This window comes from Kitasatospora sp. NPDC088160 (assembly GCF_044741445.1).
Classification (GTDB): Bacteria; Actinomycetota; Actinomycetes; order Streptomycetales; family Streptomycetaceae; genus Kitasatospora.
In genome coordinates this window covers 131,810-148,501 of record NZ_JBIUSS010000012.1, presented here as the reverse complement: position 1 = coordinate 148,501, position 16,692 = coordinate 131,810, and the positions used below count along the sequence as shown (strand labels likewise).

The 16,692-nt window shown below is 72.6% G+C and carries 15 protein-coding genes and 1 tRNA gene; 13 read left to right on the top strand and 3 right to left on the bottom strand.

Annotated features, from left to right (window positions below; all coding sequences use genetic code 11):
- Positions 1-161 precede the first annotated feature (161 nt).
- The 4 genes from ACIOGZ_RS20495 to rdgB all read left to right on the top strand — a co-directional run bounded on the left by ACIOGZ_RS20495 (position 162) and on the right by rdgB (position 2,491).
- On the top strand, positions 162-395 hold the full coding sequence (locus ACIOGZ_RS20495; protein ID WP_063349220.1) for a glucose PTS transporter subunit EIIB: 234 nt from the start codon (positions 162-164) through the stop codon (positions 393-395).
- 171 nt (positions 396-566) lie between these two features.
- Complete coding sequence (gene rph / locus ACIOGZ_RS20490; RefSeq protein WP_350881205.1) at positions 567-1,292, top strand: ribonuclease PH; 726 nt, start codon at positions 567-569, stop codon at positions 1,290-1,292.
- Positions 1,293-1,464: 172 nt separating this feature from the next.
- Complete coding sequence (locus ACIOGZ_RS20485; RefSeq protein WP_363620061.1) at positions 1,465-1,854, top strand: hypothetical protein; 390 nt, start codon at positions 1,465-1,467, stop codon at positions 1,852-1,854.
- 31 nt (positions 1,855-1,885) lie between these two features.
- The gene (gene rdgB, locus ACIOGZ_RS20480; protein WP_350881208.1) at positions 1,886-2,491 is read left to right on the top strand and encodes an RdgB/HAM1 family non-canonical purine NTP pyrophosphatase; all 606 of its coding nucleotides are present in this window, start codon (positions 1,886-1,888) and stop codon (positions 2,489-2,491) included.
- 69 nt (positions 2,492-2,560) lie between these two features.
- On the opposite strand, the gene ACIOGZ_RS20475 is transcribed toward rdgB, so the two are convergent.
- Positions 2,561-2,644: transfer RNA gene (locus ACIOGZ_RS20475), tRNA-Leu, on the bottom strand.
- A gap of 342 nt (positions 2,645-2,986) precedes the next feature.
- Between ACIOGZ_RS20475 and ACIOGZ_RS20470 the strand changes: the two genes are divergently transcribed.
- Positions 2,987-5,464 carry a chitinase C-terminal domain-containing protein gene (locus tag ACIOGZ_RS20470; RefSeq protein WP_400986706.1) on the top strand — a complete coding sequence of 826 codons (2,478 nt, stop codon included), beginning with the start codon at positions 2,987-2,989 and terminating at the stop codon, positions 5,462-5,464.
- Positions 5,465-5,637: 173 nt separating this feature from the next.
- On the opposite strand, the gene bcp is transcribed toward ACIOGZ_RS20470, so the two are convergent.
- On the bottom strand, positions 5,638-6,114 hold the full coding sequence (bcp, locus tag ACIOGZ_RS20465; protein ID WP_063349225.1) for a thioredoxin-dependent thiol peroxidase: 477 nt from the start codon (positions 6,112-6,114) through the stop codon (positions 5,638-5,640).
- Positions 6,115-6,260: 146 nt separating this feature from the next.
- On the opposite strand from bcp, the gene ACIOGZ_RS20460 reads away from it, so the two are divergent.
- The 3 genes from ACIOGZ_RS20460 (at position 6,261) to ACIOGZ_RS20450 (ending at position 8,427) form a co-directional block, all read left to right on the top strand.
- Complete coding sequence (locus tag ACIOGZ_RS20460) at positions 6,261-6,602, top strand: DUF3618 domain-containing protein (RefSeq protein ID WP_063349226.1); 342 nt, start codon at positions 6,261-6,263, stop codon at positions 6,600-6,602.
- Between the two features lie 247 nt (positions 6,603-6,849).
- Positions 6,850-7,152: a co-chaperone GroES gene (locus tag ACIOGZ_RS20455; RefSeq protein WP_079136310.1), complete on the top strand. Its 303-nt coding sequence runs from the start codon at positions 6,850-6,852 to the stop codon at positions 7,150-7,152.
- Between the two features lie 96 nt (positions 7,153-7,248).
- Positions 7,249-8,427, top strand: a complete 1,179-nt coding sequence (locus ACIOGZ_RS20450; protein ID WP_400986663.1) for a winged helix DNA-binding domain-containing protein — start codon at positions 7,249-7,251, stop codon at positions 8,425-8,427.
- A gap of 40 nt (positions 8,428-8,467) precedes the next feature.
- On the opposite strand, the gene ACIOGZ_RS20445 is transcribed toward ACIOGZ_RS20450, so the two are convergent.
- Positions 8,468-10,831 carry a transglycosylase domain-containing protein gene (locus tag ACIOGZ_RS20445; protein ID WP_400986661.1) on the bottom strand — a complete coding sequence of 788 codons (2,364 nt, stop codon included), beginning with the start codon at positions 10,829-10,831 and terminating at the stop codon, positions 8,468-8,470.
- A gap of 271 nt (positions 10,832-11,102) precedes the next feature.
- On the opposite strand from ACIOGZ_RS20445, the gene ACIOGZ_RS20440 reads away from it, so the two are divergent.
- From ACIOGZ_RS20440 to ACIOGZ_RS20420, 5 genes are all read left to right on the top strand, one after another.
- Positions 11,103-11,972, top strand: coding sequence for an ABC-2 family transporter protein (locus tag ACIOGZ_RS20440; RefSeq protein ID WP_363583734.1), 870 nt, complete (start codon positions 11,103-11,105; stop codon positions 11,970-11,972).
- Positions 11,965-12,792: an ABC-2 family transporter protein gene (locus tag ACIOGZ_RS20435; RefSeq protein ID WP_363583732.1), complete on the top strand. Its 828-nt coding sequence runs from the start codon at positions 11,965-11,967 to the stop codon at positions 12,790-12,792. Before ACIOGZ_RS20440 ends, ACIOGZ_RS20435 begins: the two co-directional genes overlap by 8 nt.
- 50 nt (positions 12,793-12,842) lie before the next feature.
- Positions 12,843-13,802 (top strand): ATP-binding cassette domain-containing protein, encoded by a 960-nt coding sequence (locus ACIOGZ_RS20430; protein WP_363583730.1) that lies wholly within the window; start codon positions 12,843-12,845, stop codon positions 13,800-13,802.
- A 168-nt stretch (positions 13,803-13,970) separates the two neighbouring features.
- Positions 13,971-15,203: a glycosyltransferase gene (locus tag ACIOGZ_RS20425; RefSeq protein ID WP_363583728.1), complete on the top strand. Its 1,233-nt coding sequence runs from the start codon at positions 13,971-13,973 to the stop codon at positions 15,201-15,203.
- A gap of 126 nt (positions 15,204-15,329) precedes the next feature.
- A complete protein-coding gene (locus tag ACIOGZ_RS20420; protein WP_363583767.1) occupies positions 15,330-16,625 on the top strand; it encodes a nucleotide sugar dehydrogenase in 1,296 nt (431 codons plus the stop codon).
- The last annotated feature ends 67 nt before the right edge of the window (positions 16,626-16,692 follow it).

Here is a 16,692-nt window from a genome sequence, read left to right as displayed (position 1 = left end):
AGCAGGTGATGCTGGTCGCGCTGCCCGGCGGCGCGACCGCGGCTGAACCCGCGTCAGCACCGGTACCGACCACGCCGGCCACGGGTCGGCGGACACCCCAGTACAGCGCAGGACGGCACCCGGCAGAGCGGCCGGCGGGCCGAGACAGAGGGAGAAATCAGATGGCCAGCAAGGCTGAGAAGATCGTCGCCGGTCTGGGCGGCATCGACAACATCGAAGAGGTCGAGGGCTGCATCACCCGCCTTCGCACCGAGGTCAAGGACGCCTCCCTGGTCAATGAGGCCGCCCTCAAGGCCGCCGGCGCCCACGGCGTCGTCAAGATGGGCACCGCCATCCAGGTCGTCATCGGCACCGACGCCGACCCGATCGCCGCTGACATCGAGGACATGATGTGAGCTGAGCCACCGGGCTCACCCCACCCCCGGCCCGCCGCCCCACCCGGGAACGGCGGGCCGAGGCGCACCCGGGGACGGCGCCGAGCGCAGCCGGGGAGCGGCGCCCAGCCGCACCCCGGCGGGCCGAGGCGCACCCGGAACACCCGCTCCGAGCGACTACGCTCAGTGCCTATGTCACGCATCGACGGCCGCACCCCCGACCAGCTCCGCCCCATCACCATCGAACGGGGCTGGAGCAAGCACGCCGAAGGATCCGTCCTCATCTCCTACGGCGACACCAAGGTGCTGTGCACCGCCAGCGTCACCGAGGGCGTCCCCCGCTGGCGCAAGGGCAGCGGCGAAGGCTGGGTCACCGCCGAGTACTCCATGCTCCCGCGCGCCACCAACACCCGCGGCGACCGCGAGGCCGTCAAGGGCCGCATCGGCGGCCGCACCCACGAGATCAGCCGGCTCATCGGCCGCTCGCTGCGCGCCGTCGTCGACCACCGCGCCCTCGCCGAGAACACCATCGTCCTCGACTGCGACGTCCTCCAGGCCGACGGCGGCACCCGCACCGCCGCCATCACCGGCGCCTACGTCGCCCTCGCCGACGCGGTCGCCTGGGCCCGCGACCGCAAGCTCCTGCGCGCCAAGGGCCAGCCCATCACCGGCGGCGTCAGCGCCGTCAGCGTCGGCATCATCGACGGCGTCCCGATGCTCGACCTCCAGTACGAGGAGGACGTCCGCGCCGAGACCGACATGAACATCGTCTGCACCTCCGACGGCCGCTTCGTCGAGGTGCAGGGCACCGCCGAGGGCGCCCCCTTCGACCGCGCCCTGCTCGACCGCCTGCTCGACCTCGGCACCCTGGGCTGCGCCGAGCTCGACGAGATCCAGCGCAAGGCCCTGGAGGCCTGAACCGGTTCGGCCCACGGCGCCGTGGACCCGGATGTACCCGCAGCCGTACGGGCCGCTGTACACGCCGGGCCCGAAGCCCGTACGGTTCCCGCAGCACCCCTGCTGCGGGAACCGCGCACCCCCCGGCGCGCGTCCCGTCCCACGGAACCCGCGCGCCCCACAGGAGGACCGGATGCCGTCCAGCATCGCCCGCCCCGCCGCCCTCGCCGTGGCCGGCCTGATCGCCATCCTCCCGCTCAGCATGGTCAGTTGCTCCGCAGCCCAGAAGGCGATCGACTGCGGCAACACCGCGGTCAGGATCACCGGCGACCTCGCCGACGTCACCAGCGCCTACGGCAACGCGAGCAACGACTCGGCGGCCGCCGGGAAGGCGCTGGAGAAGCTCAGGACCGACCTCAACCAGGTCGGCAAGAACTCCAAGAACACCGACGTCGCCAAGGCCGTCGCCGACCTGCAGAAGCAGGCCGACAAGGTCCAGCAGGCCGTCGACAAGAAGGAGGTCCCCGACCTCAAGCCGCTCGGCGACGCGGCCGGCAACCTCACCTCGGTCTGCACCGGCTGACGCCGGGACGGCTGCCGATAGGGTGGGCGATATGTCCACCCGATTGATCCTCGCCACCCGTAACCAGCACAAGGTCGCCGAACTCCGCGCCATCCTCGGCGAGGCCGGCCTGGACGTCGAACTCGTCGGCGCCGACGCCTACCCCGAGATCCCGGACGTCCCGGAGACCGGCGTCACCTTCGCCGAGAACGCGCTCCTCAAGGCTCACGCCCTCGCCCGCGCCACCGGCCTGCCCGCCGTCGCCGACGACTCCGGCCTCTGCGTCGACGTCCTGAACGGCGCCCCCGGCATCTTCTCCGCCCGCTGGGCCGGCAAGCACGGCGACGACCGTGCCAACCTCGACCTGCTGCTCGCCCAGCTCTCCGACATCTCCGACCCGCACCGCGGCGCCCACTTCTTCTGCGCCGCCGCCCTCGCCCTCCCCGACGGCACTGAGCGCGTCGTCGAGGGCCGCCTCCTCGGCACCCTGCGCACCGCCCCCTCCGGCGACGGCGGCTTCGGCTACGACCCGATCCTCCAGCCCCTCGGCGAGACCCGCACCTGCGCCGAACTCACCCCCGCCGAGAAGAACGCCATCAGCCATCGCGGCCTGGCCTTCCGCGGCCTCGCCCCGGTCGTCAAGGACCTCCTGGGCTGACGGCCGGTCGGAGAGCGCCGAAGGCCCGCCGCGGATCATTCCGGGGCGGGCCTTCGAATCTAAGGCTAGTGCGGCCTGAGGGACTTGAACCCTCACGGGATTTCTCCCACGGGCACCTAAAACCCGGGCGTCTGCCGATTCCGCCAAGGCCGCATGGCCTCTAGTCTAGGGCTTCGCCCGTGCCGGGGCACCGTCCTTTCCGGTGCGGCACCGTCCCGGACGCGGGCGGGCGGTGGTGTCGAGGGGGTCGGCGGCGGGTTCGGCGGCGGGTTCAGTGGGGGCGTTCGGTCGCGGGGTGACGGGGTTTCGGCCAAGGGGTGACTTGTTGCCGTCGGTGGAGTGACCGGCGGGGTTGGGGATTTGATTACCAATTGGTACAGACCTATTGACCTATGTGGTTCAGACCACATAGCTTCGGCGCCAATTGCAATCCCCCCACGTGCGTGCTCCCCCACAGGCACGCGCCGACACTCTCTCCCGGAGGACCGAGTGTTGATCCGAAACACGGCGGAGCGGCGTCCCACCGCCGCACTCCGCCGCAAGAGCCCGGCTGCCCGGGCGGGCGCGGTCGCGCTGGCGGCGGCCGGTCTGGCCGGTCTGCTGCTGTCGACGCTGGGCGCGGTGCCCTCGCAGGCGTCCGCGACCGTCGACAACGGGGCCTGTCGCCCCGACGGCCTATACCAGACGCCCGGGGTGGACGTCCCGTACTGCTCGGTCTACGACACCGGCGGCCGCGAGAAGATGGGCGCGGACCACCAGCGCCGCATCATCGGCTACTTCACCGGCTGGCGCACCGGCAAGAACGGCGACCAGCCCTACCTGGTGAACGACATCCCCTGGGACAAGGTCACCCACCTCAACTACGCGTTCGGCCACGTCGGCGGTGACAACAAGCTCTCCGTCGGCACCGACGGCCCGACCAACGAGGCCACCGGGATCTCCTTCCCGGGCGTGCCCGGCGCCGAGCTGGACCCGACGCTGCCCTACAAGGGCCACTTCAATCTGCTGACGAAGTTCAAGAAGCAGTACCCGAACGTCAAGACCCTGATCTCGGTGGGCGGTTGGACCGAGACCGGCGGCTACTTCGGGGACGACGGCAAGCGCGTCAACTCCGGCGGCTTCTACTCGATGACCGTCAACCCGGACGGCAGCGTCAACCAGGCCGGCATCGACACCTTCGCCGCCTCGTCCGTCGACTTCATCCGCAAGTACGGTTTCAACGGCGTCGACGTCGACTACGAGTACCCGACCTCGATGAAGGACGCCGGCAACCCGCTGGACTGGCAGCTCGCCAACTCCAAGCGCGGCTCGCTGGCGAAGGGCTACGCGGCGCTGATGAAGACGCTGCGCGAGAACCTGGACCGGGCCGGCGCCGCCGACGGCAGGCACTACCTGCTGTCGGTCGCGGCCCCGTCGTCCGGCTACCTGCTGCGCGGCATGGAGACCTTCCAGGTGGCGCAGTACCTGGACTACGTCAACATCATGTCGTACGACCTGCACGGCGCCTGGAACAAGTACGTCGGCCCGAACGCCTCGTTGTTCGACGACGGCAAGGACGGCGAGCTGGCGGCGGCCAACGTGTACGGCACCGGCCAGTACGGCGGCATCGGCTACCTGAACGCCGACTGGTCGTACCACTACTTCCGCGGTGCGATGCCGGGCGGCCGGATCAACGTCGGCCTGCCGTACTACACCCGGGGCTTCAAGAACGTCACGGGCGGCACCAGCGGCCTGTGGGGCACCGCGGCGGCGACCACCTGCCCGGTCGGTTCCGGCCTGACCTCCTGCGGTGACGGCGCGGTCGGCATCGACAACATCTGGAACGACAAGGACGACGCGGGCAAGGAGTCCCCGGCCGGGTCGAACCCGATGTGGCACGCGAAGAACCTGGAGAAGGGCATCCTGCCCGACTACCTGGCCAAGTACGGCGTGAAGGACACCGCGCTGCAGGGCACCTACGCCCGCAACTACAGCAGCAGCCTGGTGGCGCCGTGGCTGTGGAACGACACCAAGAAGGTGTTCCTCTCCACCGAGGACGAGCAGTCGGTGGGTGCCAAGGCGGACTACATCGTCAACCAGGGCGCCGGCGGCGCGATGATCTGGGAGCTCGCGGGCGACTACAAGTGGGACGCGAGCGCCAACGGCGGCAAGGGCGAGTACGTGCCGGGTTCGACGCTGACCTCGCTGATGTACGACAAGTTCAAGGCGGCCACGCCGTACGGCGCGACCCGTTCGACGGTCTCGCTGCCGCAGCAGACCCTGCCGATCGACGTGTCGTTCACCAACTTCGCGCTGGGTGACTCGAACTACCCGATCAACCCGAAGATCCACATCGTCAACAACTCGACGACGACCCTGCCGGGCGGCACCGAGTTCCAGTTCGACTACAGCAACTCGGCTCCGGGCAACGCCAAGGACCAGTCAGGTTTCGGCCTCCAGGTCATCCGGCAGGACAACCCCGGTCCGGGCAACGTGGGCGGCCTGAAGGGCACCTACAACCGGGTGTCGGTCAAGCTGCCGGGCTGGCAGTCGCTGGCTCCGGGCGCCTCGGTGGACCTGGACTTCGTCTACTACCTGCCGGTCTCGACCCCGTCGAACTGGACGGTCAACGTGAACGGCACGCTGTACGGGCTCAAGGGCGACCTGACCCGGGGCACGGTGGACGGCGGCACGCCGACCCCGACCCCGACGCCGACCGCGACCGTCACCGCTTCGCCGACCGCGACCGCCTCGCCGACGGCGACCGCCTCGCCCACCGCCACGGCCTCGCCGACCGCGACGGCCACCGCGACCGCCACCCCGACGACGGGGGCCTGCACGGCCGCCCCGAGCTGGGACGCGGGCACCACCTACGCGGCCACCACCAAGGTGTCGTGGAAGGGCCACTACTACCAGAACAAGTGGTGGACCAAGGGCGACGACCCCGCGGCCAGCGGCTCGTGGGGCGTCTGGAGCGACCTCGGGGCCTGCTGACGGCGCCCTGAGGTGAGAGACGGCGGTGGCGGTGCACCCGGTCGGGGGGTGTGCCGCCACCGCTTCGTTCAGCGAGGTGCCGGGAGAGCGAGGTGCCGGGCGAGCGAGGCACCGGGCGAGCGAGGTGCCGGGCGAGCGAGGTGCCGGGCCGTCGAGCGCCAGGCCTTCGAGCGTCAGGCCGTCTCGACCTTGAGGTCGCGCAGCAGCTTGGCGACGTGCCCGGTGGCCTTCACGTTGTACAGTGCGCGCTCGACCTTGCCCTGCTCGTCCACGATCACGGTGGAGCGGATCACGCCGACGTAGGTGCGGCCGTAGTTCTGCTTCTCGCCGTAGGCGCCGTAGGCCTCCAGCACCTGGTGATCCGGGTCGGACACCAGGGTGACCTTGAGGTTCTCGGCCTCGCGGAACTTGCCGAGCTTCTCCGGCTTGTCCGGGGAGACGCCGATGACGTCGTAGCCGGCGCCGGCGAGGACCTCCAGGTTGTCGGTGAAGTCGCAGGCCTGCTTGGTGCAGCCGGGGGTGAGCGCGGCCGGGTAGAAGTAGACGATGACCTTGCGGCCCAGGTGGTCGGCGAGGGACACCTGGTTGCCGTCGGCGTCGGACAGGCTGAAGGCGGGCGCGGTGTCGCCGGGCTGGAGACGCTCACTCACGGGTAAATCTCCTGTTGCTGGGGCGGGCGGTCATAGCACGGCAAACTTACCCCCGATGGTGGGTGGGGTCGCGCGGCCCTGCTCGGCAACTGACAGACTGGGTCAGTCGCACAGGACAACATCAGCAAGTGAATGGGGTGGCCCGAGTGGGCGAGGCGAGCACGAAGGACAAGTCGGCGCGGACGACCGCCCAGATCGAGGCGGACATCTCCCGGACCCGCACCCAGCTGGCGGCCACCCTGGACGAGCTGGCCGTGCGCGTCCACCCGAGCACGATCAGCGCCCAGGTGAAGGCGAAGGCCGTGGCCGCCGTCGAGGAGAAGGCCGGCCGGGCGTACGTGGCCGCCAACGGCGTGGTGGAGAAGGTGCGGGCGCAGTTCGTGGACGAGAAGGGGCAGCCGCGCACGGAGCGGATCGTCCCGGCCGCGCTGGTCGGCGTGGGCGTGCTGCTGCTGGTGGCTTCCGCCCGGAAGCGCCGCAAGGGCTGAACGGGCACGGGGTGGGGGCCGGGCGCGGGAGGCGTCCGGCCTTCGGTGTGCCCGGGCCCGGGTGTGTGTCCGGCCCCGCGGGCGCCGCGGCTTCCCGCATGCCGGGCCAGCGTCACGCCGCGCGCCCGGGGGCGGTACCTTCGGGACCGTGAGTACGAACGACGAACCGACCCCGCAGGCCTCCTCCGCCGCACCCGAGTACGAGGCGGCGCGGCACGACCGGCTGGGCGAGAAGCTGCCGATCCGGATGCTGCACGACCGCGTGCTGGTGCGGATCGAGGGCAGCGAGGGCGAGCGCCGCTCGACCGGCGGCATCCTGATCCCCGCGACCGCGGAGCTGTCCAAGCGCTGCACCTGGGCGGAGGCCGTCGCGGTGGGCCAGAGCGTCCGCTCGGTGGAGCCGGGCGACCGGGTGCTGTACGACCCGGAGGACAAGCTGGAGGTCGAGGTCCGCGGCGCCACCTACGTGCTGCTGCGCGAGCGTGACCTGCACGCGGTGGCGGCGACCCGCTTCGGCGACACGGAGGGCTCGACCGGGCTCTACCTCTGAACCTCTGAGCACGGACGTGGCGTGAGCCGGTCGGGGCGGTGCCCCGGCCGGCTCCTTGCGTCCGGGCCTGTCGGTGGTGGGGGCTAGGGTCCGGGCATGACGAGGCGTGTGCCGGTGATCGGCGAGGGTGAGCGGCGGGCCCGGGTGGGGCGGCGGCAGTTGCTGGCGCCGTCGGTGCGGGTGGCGCGGGTGGAGCAGGTGGCGGACGCGCTGGTGGGGCTGCACGCGTCGGACCCGGCGACGGTGTACCTGTCGGCGTGCGCGCGGCTGGTGGAGCCGTCGGTGGCGGAGGTGGACCGGGCGCTGTACGAGGACGTCACGCTGGTGAAGCTGCTGTCGATGCGGCGGACGCTGTTCGCGGTGACGGAGGGCTTCGCGCCGCACGTGAGTTCGTCGACGGCGCGGGCGATCGCGGCGAGGGAGCGCGCGACGCTGCTCAAGCACCTGCGGGACCACGCGGACGGCTGGGACGAGGCGCGGCTGGCCGGGGCGGAGCGCGCGGTGCTGGCCGCCGTGGCCCGGCGCGGCGAGGCGACGACGAAGGAACTCGGCGACGACGTGCCGGAGTTGCGCGAGACGATGCTGATGTCGGAGGGCAAGCCGTACGAGAACCGGCAGAGCGTGGGCAGTCGGCTGCTGCGGCTGCTGGCCGCGGACGGGCACGTGCGGCGGGGCCGCCCGCGCGGGTCGTGGCTGAGCAACGTCTATCCGTGGGCGCCGGTGCCGCAGTGGCCGGAGGCGCCGGTGCGGGAGGCGAAGGCGGAGGTGGTGCGGCGCTGGCTGGCCGGGTACGGCCCGGCGACCGTCGAGGACGTGAAGTGGTGGACGGGCTGGACGCTGGGGGACACCCGCCGGGCGCTGGCGGACGTGGGCGCCGAGGACGTGGAGCTGGCGGGCGGGGCGGCGGCGCTGGTGCTGCCGGGGGACGCCGGGCCGGTGGCGGAGCCGGAGCCGTGGGCGGCGCTGCTGCCGGGGCTGGATCCGACGGTGATGGGCTGGCGGGGGCGGGACTGGTACCTGCGGCCGGAGGACGTGCCGGCGCTGTTCGACCGGGCGGGCAACGCCGGGCCGACGGTGTGGTGGTGCGGCCGGGTGGTGGGCGGCTGGGCGCAGCGGCCGGACGGTGAGGTGGTGTGGCGGCTGTTCGGTGATGTGGGGGCGGAGGCCGAGGGGGCGATCGCGGCGGAGGCGGCGCGTCTGGCGGGCTGGTTGGGGGAGGTGCGGGTGACGCCGCGGTTCCGGTCGCCGTTGGAGCGGGAGTTGGTGGCGGGGTAGTTCACCGGCCGGCGGGGTGGTTCACCGCTCGGGGGGTTGCTCACTGGGCGGGCGGGGTGGCTCGCTGGGCCGGTGGTGTCGCGCTCGTCGCCGGGTTGGTGGCGGCGCCGGTGGTGCTGGGTGGCGTGGTCGGGTGGGTGGGCCGGGTCTGGGTGGGTCGGGGGGTGGGGCTGGACTGCTCCTGGGTGGCGGTGGGCTGGGGTGCCTGCGGGCTGGGCTGTTCCTGGGTGGTGGTGGGCTGCGGGGCGGGCGCGCTGGGGGCGTGGGTGGGGGTGTCGGGCACGGGGGTGCTGCTGGGGGGTTCCTCGCTGCTGCCGCCGCCGGTGGTGGGGGTGGTGGCGGTGGGGCTGGGGGTGGTGGTGGCGCTGTTGCTGGGGCTGAAGCCGGGGGCGGGGGTGTCGCGGCCGGTCTGGAGGTCGAACTGCTGGGTGGCGGTGCCGTCGAGGGCGGCGCTCATGTAGGCGGTCCAGATCCGGGTGGGGAAGGTGCCGCCGTTGATCCGGGCGAGTCCGGCGGTGCCGGCCAGTGGTTCCTTGGCGTGGGTCTTCGGGTTCTCGCGGAACAGGCCGACGGTGGTGGCGAGTTCGGGGGTGTAGCCGGCGAACCAGGCGGAGAGGTTGGAGTCGGTGGTGCCGGTCTTGCCGGCGGCGGGGCGGCCGAGGTCGAGGGCGGCGGCGCCGGTGCCGCGGGGGCCGATGACGTCGCGCAGGACGTCGGTGACGGTGTCGGCGTAGGGCCGGTCGATGGCGTCGACGGGGGTGTGGTCGGGCATCTTGGGGGCGTCGACGGCGCCGCCGGTGTGGACGCGTGCGAGTTTGAGGACGGACCACGGGGCGTTCGCCTGGCCGTGGTTGGCGAGGGTGGCGTAGGCGCCGGCCAGGTCGAGGGCGCTGGGGGTGGCGGTGCCGAGGGTCATCGAGGTGTTGGCCGGGTCCATGCCGCGGACGCTGTCGGGAATGCCGAGTTTGACGGCGGTGTCGCGGACGCGGGCGAGGCCGGCGTCGACGCCCTCCTGCGCGTACACGGAGTTGACGGACTTCACCATGGCGTAGCGCAGGGTGATGTTGCCGTAGTCGACGTCGTCCTCGTTGGGTGGCGCGTAGGGGGTGGGGCCGCCGGTGACGGGGCGTTCGCTGGTGCCGTCGTAGCGGGTGTCGGGGGTGATCTGCCGGCCGTCGAGGGTGTGCTGGGCGATGAGGCCGGCGGCGAGGTCGACGGGTTTGAAGGTGGAGCCGATCTGGTTGTCCTGGCGCAGGGCGTCGTTGTAGGGCTGTTTGGCGTAGTCGGGGCCGCCGTAGATGGCGACGACGCGGCCGGTGGCGGCTTCGACGGAGGCGCCGGCGACCCGGACGTCGGTGTCGGTGGCGGGGCGGCGCTGGGGGTCGAGTTCGTCGGTGAGTTCGTCCTGGACGGCCTTGTGGAAGGCGTCCTGCTTGGGCTTGTCGAAGGTGGTGGTGATGCGCCAGCCGCCGGCCTTGAGGGTGGCGGTGTCGATGATGCCGGCGGAGACGAGGTAGTCGTCGGCGACGCCGACGAGGTAGCCGGCCTGGCCGGAGAGGCCGGTGGCGGGCTGGGGGTCGATCGGTTCGGGGAAGGTGGTGGCGGTGCGTTCGGCATCGGTGAGGAAGCCGAGTTGGACCATGCCGTCGAGGGTGTAGTGCCAGCGGGCGATGGCCTTCTCGCGGTTGGCGGGGGTGGCGGTCTTGACGTCGTAGCTGCTGGGCGCCTGGAGGAGGGAGGCGAGGTAGGCGCCCTGGGCGAGGGTGAGGGCGGAGACGTCGACGCCGTAGTAGGCGTGGGCGGCGCTCTGGATGCCGTAGGCGCCGCGGCCGAAGTAGCTGCTGTTGAGGTAGCCGGCGAGGATCTCGGGCTTGTCGCGCTGTTGGTCGACCTTGAGGGCGATGAAGAGTTCGCGGCCCTTGCGTTCGATGGTCTTGTCCTGCGTCAGGTAGTAGTTCTTGACGTACTGCTGGGTGATGGTGGAGCCGCCCTGCGTGCCCTTGCCGGTGAGGGTGTTCCAGCCGGCCCGGAGCATGCCTTTGAGGTCGATGCCGCGGTTGCGGTAGAAGGTGCGGTCCTCGGCGGAGACGACGGCGTGCTGGGTCTGCGGGGGGATCTGGTCGATGGTGACGTCGGTGCGGTTGACGGCGCCGGTGCGGGCGATCTCGGTGGTGTCGTCGGCGTAGAGGTAGATGTTGTTCTGGGCGACGGCGTGGGCGTTGGGATCGGGCACCGGGACGATGACGTAGAGCACGGCGAAGGCGCCGACGGTGAGCAGGAGCGCGGCGGTGAGGGCGCCGAGCGTGATGCGCCAGGTGGGCAGGAGCCGGCGCCAGCGGGGGAGGGCTCGGCGGGCCGCGCGGCGGGCGGCTCGTTTGGCCTGGCGTCGGGTGCTCAAGGTCATGCCGCGATTATGTGCTATTTGATGGCCGATCAGGGGTTGGTCGGGGGGTTGGCGTGCTCGGGGAAACCGGGTGCGGCGGCTGGTCCTCGGCGCTACGGTGAAAGGTGCAAACCAGGTAGCGCCTCACGTGGCGCACTCGCATAGCGCACCCAGTTCCGTCAGCTCCGCGCGTTCGGCCCGGTACCCCCGGGTGCGGCCGGTCGGAGCCGCTGGGGTGTGCGCGGACGTCGGCGGGCATCCACCTGCCCGTATTTGTCGACAAGGAGACAATATGCTGAATCTCGCGCCCCCGGAGACGCGGACCGCACGCCCTCCTGATCCCACCGGGCCGCTCCCCGTCCTCGGGCTCTACGCGGCCGTCGCCCGCGGCGCCTTCCGCCGCTACTCCACCTACCGGGCCGCCACCGTGGCCGGCACCTTCACCAACACCGTCTTCGGCATCATCCTGGCCTCCTCCTTCCTCGCCCTCTGGCAGGCCCGCCCCAGCCTCGGCGGCTACGACCAGAGCCAGGCCGTCACCTACATCTGGGTCAGCCAGGCCCTGCTGGTCACCGTCGCGGTGTGGGGCGGCGGCTTCCAGGACGACCTCCAGGACCGCTTCCGCAGCGGGGACATCGCCGTCGACCTCTACCGCCCGGTCGACTTCCAGGGCTGGTGGCTGGCCACCGACCTCGGCCGGGCCGCCTTCCAACTGCTGGTCCGCGGCACCGTGCCGCTGCTGGTCGGCGCCCTGGTGTTCCGCACCCGGATGCCCGAGCAGCCGCTGACCTGGGCGGTCTTCCTGCTCTCGGTGCTGCTCGCGCTGGTGGTCAGCTTCGGGCTGCGCTTCCTGGTCTCGATCACCGGCTTCTGGCTGCACGACTCGGACGGGGTGCGCTCGGTGATGCTGGTGGTCTCGATGTTCTTCTCCGGGATGCTGCTGCCGATCGTGCTCTTCCCCGGCCTGCTCGGCGACCTCGCCGCGGTGCTGCCCTGGGCGGCGCTGGTGAAGGTGCCGACCGACGTCTTCCTGGAGCGCTCGACCGGCACCGGCCTGCTCGGCGCGCTCGGCTTCCAACTCGCCTGGGCCGTCGCCCTGCTCGCCGCGGGCCGGGGCGCCCAGTGGCTGGCGACCCGCAAGGTGGTGGTGCAGGGTGGCTGAGCCGATCGTGCCCCGCACCGCGTGGGCGGTCCGCTCCTGGTGGCTGTGCGCCCGGATGTGGATGCGCTCGATGATGGCCTACCGGGCCTCCTTCGCCCTGAACCTGGTGGCCAGCCTGGCCACGCACTCGCTGGACTTCGTCGTCCTGGTGCTGATGTTCCGGCACACCGACCAGCTGGGCGGCTGGCGACTGCCGGAGATCGCCTTCCTCTACGGCACCGCGACCTTCGCCCTCGGCGTGGCCAACCTGCTGGTCGGCTCGGTCGAGGGCCTCGGCGTGCGGATCGTCAACGGGTCGCTGGACACCATGCTGATCCGGCCCGCGCCCGCGCTCGCCCAACTGTGCGCCGAACGCTTCTCGCTGCGCCGGCTCGGCCGCCCCATCCAGGCCCTGGCGGTGCTCGCCTGGTCACTGGCCACCCTGGACGTCCACTGGACCTGGGACCGCGTGCTGCTGGTGCCCGCCCTGCTGGTCTGCGGCAGCGTCATCTTCGGTGCGATCTACGTCGGCGGCGCGACCGTGCAGTTCTGGTGGGGCGAGTCCAAGGAGATCCAGAACTCCTTCACCTACGGCGGCGCGACCCTGCTGCACTACCCGCCGACCATCTTCGCCAAGGAACTGGTGGCCGGCGTCGTCTTCGGCGTCCCGCTGGCCTTCGTCAACTGGCTGCCCGCCCTGCACGTCCTCGGCCGGCCCGACCCGCTCGGCCTGCCCACCGCCTTCCAGTACGCCTCCCCGCTCGCCGCCGCGCTCTGCGTCGCCGCCGCCGGGCTCGCCTGGCGGGCCGGGCTGCGCGCCTACCGCGGCACCGGCAGCTGAAGCTACCGAGGCACCGGCAGCCGAACCCCCCTCCTACGCAAGGAACCCCCATGGCACTGATCGAACTCGAGGACGTCCGCCGCACCTTCACCGTGCGGGTCCGCACCGGCCGCTTCAGCCGGGTCAGGCGCGAGGTGCGCGCGGTGGACGGGCTGAGCTTCACCGTCGAGGCCGGCGAGTGCGTCGGCTACATCGGCCCCAACGGCGCCGGCAAGTCGACCACCATCAAGATGCTCACCGGCATCCTCGTGCCCAGCGGCGGGCGGCTGCGCGTCGCCGGAGCGGACCCGGCCCGCGAACGCGTCGCGCTGGCCCGCCGGATCGGCGTCGTCTTCGGCCAGCGCACCACGCTCTGGTGGGACCTCCCGCTCCGCGACTCCTTCGAACTCGCCCGCCGGATCTACCGCATCCCCGACCGCCGATATCGCGAGAACCTCGCCCGCTGCGTCGAACTGCTCGACCTGGAAGGACTGCTGGACACCCCCGTCCGCCAGCTCTCGCTCGGCCAGCGGATGCGCGGCGACCTCGCGGCGGCACTGCTGCACGACCCGCAGGTGCTCTACCTGGACGAGCCGACCATCGGCCTGGACGTGGTCAGCAAGGGGAAGGTGCGCGAGTTCCTGCGCGAGGTGAACCGGGACCGGGGCACCACCGTGCTGCTCACCACGCACGACCTGACCGACATCGAGCAGCTCTGCGGCCGGGTGATGGTGATCGACCACGGCCGGGTCGTCTACGACGGCGGGCTGGACGGCCTGCACGCCACCGGGCGCAGCGAGCGCACCCTGGTGGTCGACCTGGCCGAGGCCAGGCCCGAGATCGAGGTGGACGGGGCCCGGGTGGTGAAGGTCGAGGGGCCCCGGCAGTGGCTGGCCTTCCCGGCGCAGCAGAGCGCCGCGCCGATCGTGGCGGCGGTGGCCGCGCGCTATCCGCTGGTGGACCTGTCGGTGCGCGAGCCGGCGATCGAGGACGTGATCGCGCGGATGTACACGGAGGCGGCGATCGGCTGAGCCTCCTGGACGGCCGGGACGGCCTGGACGCCTTGGACGCCTTGGACGCCCTGAAACGTCCGTTCGGGCGCTGTCACCCGTCCGGGGAGGGCACGTGACTCCCCGGCGGGCAGCCGAGTTGACGTTGCATCGCTCGGCGAACAGCACACCGGAGGGCAGCGCTTCTCGATGACCGGACCCGATGTGACCGTGGTGGTCGCGGTCTACAACACCATGCCCTACCTCACCGCCTGCCTGGACTCGCTGGTCGGGCAGACCCTGGCGCCCGGGCGGCTGGAGGTGGTGGTCGTCGACGACGGCTCCACGGACGGCGGCGAGGCCGTCCTGGACGACTACGCCGCCCGCCACCCCGGGCTGTTCCGGGTGGTGCACCAGCCCAACTCGGGCGGCCCGGCGGCCCCCACGAACCGGGGCCTGGCGCTGGCCCGCGGCCGCTACGTGCTGTTCCTCGGCGCGGACGACTGGCTCGGCGCCGAGGCGCTGGAGCGGCTGGTCACGGCGGCCGACGCCTGGGGTTCGGACGTGCTGGTGCCCAAGCAGGTCGGGGTGAACGGGCGGCTGGTGCCGCAGGGGATCTTCCACGCCAACGCCGAGTCCGTCGGTTTCACCGACTCGGCGCTGGCCTGGGCGCTGTCCGACACCAAGCTGTTCCGGATGGACCTCGTCCGGCGCCACGGGCTGCGCCGCGACGAGGAGCTGAAGGTCTTCTCGGACCAGCCGTTCACCCTGGAGGCCTGCCTGCGGGCGGCCCGGGTGTCCGTCCTCGCCGACTACGACTGCTACTTCCTGGTGCTGCGCGAGGACTTGGGCAACGTCACCCAGCGGGCCGGGGTGCTGGACCGGCTGCGCGGGATCGCGGCGTTGCAGCAGGTCGCCGCCGATCTGGCCGCGCCCGGAGGGGAGTTGGACGCGATCCGGGCCCGCAGCTTCGCCTGGGACGTGCCGCGGCTGCTCCAGGACGACTTCCTGCTGCTCGACGACGCCGTCCAGGAGCAGGTCTGCGCCGAGGTCGGCCGGCTGATCGAGCGCTTCGACGCCCGCGCGGTCTACCCGCGGCTGCCCGTCGCCGAGCGGCTGCGGCTCGAACTCGCCGCCGCCGTCCGGCCGGAGGCGCTGCGGGACCTGATCCGGTACGAGGCCGCGCACGGCGACCCGCCGGTGGTCGTCGACGGGCGGCGGCACTACGCGGGCTACCCGGCGTTCCGGGACGCCCGGCTGGGGCTGCCGGACGAGCTGTTCCTGCTGGGCGAGGAGCCGGTGCGGCTGCCACCGGAGGTCCCGCCGCTCAACCTGGCCCAGCAGCTGTGGCGCGGCGCCGTGCCGGCCCAGCTGCGGCGCGGGCTGCGGCGCTACCCGGTGTGGCGCCGGCTCGCCAACACGGTGAACGGGGGCCGGGGGTGAGCGGGGGCCCCGGAGGCCGGGGCCGCCGGAGGCTGGGGGCCCCGGAGGAAAGGGGACACGAGGATGAACGGGGTGCGGGGATGAACGGGGTGCGGGGATGAACGGGGTGCGGGGATGAGCCGGACGATGGACGTGTGCGTGGTCGGGCTGGGCAAGCTGGGCCTGCCGCTGGCCGTGCAGTTCGCGCTGAAGGGTCACCGGGTGACGGGGGCGGACATCGCTCCCGGGGTCGTCCGCAGCGTCAACCAGGGCGTGCCGCCGTTCCCCCGGGAGGCGGGTTTGGACGAGGCCCTGAAGCAGGTGGTCGCCGAGGGGCGGCTGCGGGCCACCACCGACACCACGGCCGCCGTCGCCGCCGCCGAGGCCGTGGTGCTGGTCGTCCCGCTGGTCACCGCCGCCGACGGCACCCCGGACTTCGGCCTGCTCGACGCGGCCACCGACGCCGTCGCCGCCGGGCTGCGCCGTGGCACCCTGGTCAGCTACGAGACCACCCTGCCGGTCGGCGTCACCCGGGGCCGCTGGGCGCCCCGGCTGGCGGCCGGCTCCGGGCTGGCCGCCGGGGCGGACTTCGCGCTGGTGTTCAGCCCGGAGCGGGTCCGCACCGGGCGGGTCTTCGCCGACCTGCGGCGCTACCCCAAGCTGGTCGGCGGCGTGGACGCGGCCTCGACCCGGCGCGGCGCCGAGTTCTACCGGGCCGCGCTGGACTTCGACCCGCGTCCCGACCTGCCCCGGCCCAACGGCGTCTGGGAGCTGGCCTCGGTGGAGGCGGCGGAGTTCGCCAAGCTCGCCGAGACCACCTACCGGGACGTCAACATCGCGCTGGCCAACCAGTTCGCCCGGTACGCCGACCGGGTCGGGGTGGACTTCGCGGAGATCGCCGACGCGTGCAACTCGCAGCCGTACAGCCACCTGCACCGGCCCGGCATCGCGGTCGGCGGGCACTGCATCCCGGTGTACCCGCGGCTGTACCTGTGGAACGACCCGGGCGCGACGGTCGTGCGGGCCGCCCGGGAGGCCAACCTGGAGATGCCCGGGTACGCGGTCGGGGTGCTGGACGGCGCGTTGGCGGGCGGGATCGCCGGGCAGGGCGTGCTGGTGCTCGGGGCGGCGTACCGGGGCGGGGTCAAGGAGACGGCGTACTCCGGGGTGTTCCCGCTGGTCGAGGCGGTTCGGGCGGCGGGGGCGCGGCCGTACGTCAGCGATCCGCTGTACCGGGGCGGGGAACTGGCGGCGCTCGGGCTGCCCCCGTACGACGGGGAGCCGGTGGTGGCGGCGGTGCTCCAGGCGGACCACCCGGAGTACCGGGAGCTGGCACCGGAGGACCTGCCGGGGGTGCGGGTGCTGCTGGACGGGAGGCGGTGCACGGATCCGGCGGCGTGGGCGGTCGAGGGGGTGCGGCGGATCGTGCTGGGCGGGGCGTGATCGTGCTGGGCGGAGCCCGAGGGGGTGCGGTTTCAGGCTCTGACGGGCGTGCGGGGCGCCGCGTCGG

Bases quoted from the DNA above. Each gene is read 5' to 3' on its own strand.
- ACIOGZ_RS20440 (WP_363583734.1), top strand. From the start codon at position 11,103: ATGCTGAATCTCGCGCCCCCGGAGACGCGGACCGCACGCCCTCCTGAT.
- ACIOGZ_RS20430 (WP_363583730.1), top strand. From the start codon at position 12,843: ATGGCACTGATCGAACTCGAGGACGTCCGCCGCACCTTCACCGTGCGG.
- ACIOGZ_RS20495 (WP_063349220.1), top strand. From the start codon at position 162: ATGGCCAGCAAGGCTGAGAAGATCGTCGCCGGTCTGGGCGGCATCGAC.
- ACIOGZ_RS20485 (WP_363620061.1), top strand. From the start codon at position 1,465: ATGCCGTCCAGCATCGCCCGCCCCGCCGCCCTCGCCGTGGCCGGCCTG.
- ACIOGZ_RS20445 (WP_400986661.1), bottom strand. From the start codon at position 10,831: ATGACCTTGAGCACCCGACGCCAGGCCAAACGAGCCGCCCGCCGCGCG.
- ACIOGZ_RS20450 (WP_400986663.1), top strand. From the start codon at position 7,249: ATGACGAGGCGTGTGCCGGTGATCGGCGAGGGTGAGCGGCGGGCCCGG.
- ACIOGZ_RS20425 (WP_363583728.1), top strand. From the start codon at position 13,971: ATGACCGGACCCGATGTGACCGTGGTGGTCGCGGTCTACAACACCATG.
- ACIOGZ_RS20455 (WP_079136310.1), top strand. From the start codon at position 6,850: ATGCTGCACGACCGCGTGCTGGTGCGGATCGAGGGCAGCGAGGGCGAG.
- rph (WP_350881205.1), top strand. From the start codon at position 567: ATGTCACGCATCGACGGCCGCACCCCCGACCAGCTCCGCCCCATCACC.
- rdgB (WP_350881208.1), top strand. From the start codon at position 1,886: ATGTCCACCCGATTGATCCTCGCCACCCGTAACCAGCACAAGGTCGCC.
- ACIOGZ_RS20420 (WP_363583767.1), top strand. From the start codon at position 15,330: ATGGACGTGTGCGTGGTCGGGCTGGGCAAGCTGGGCCTGCCGCTGGCC.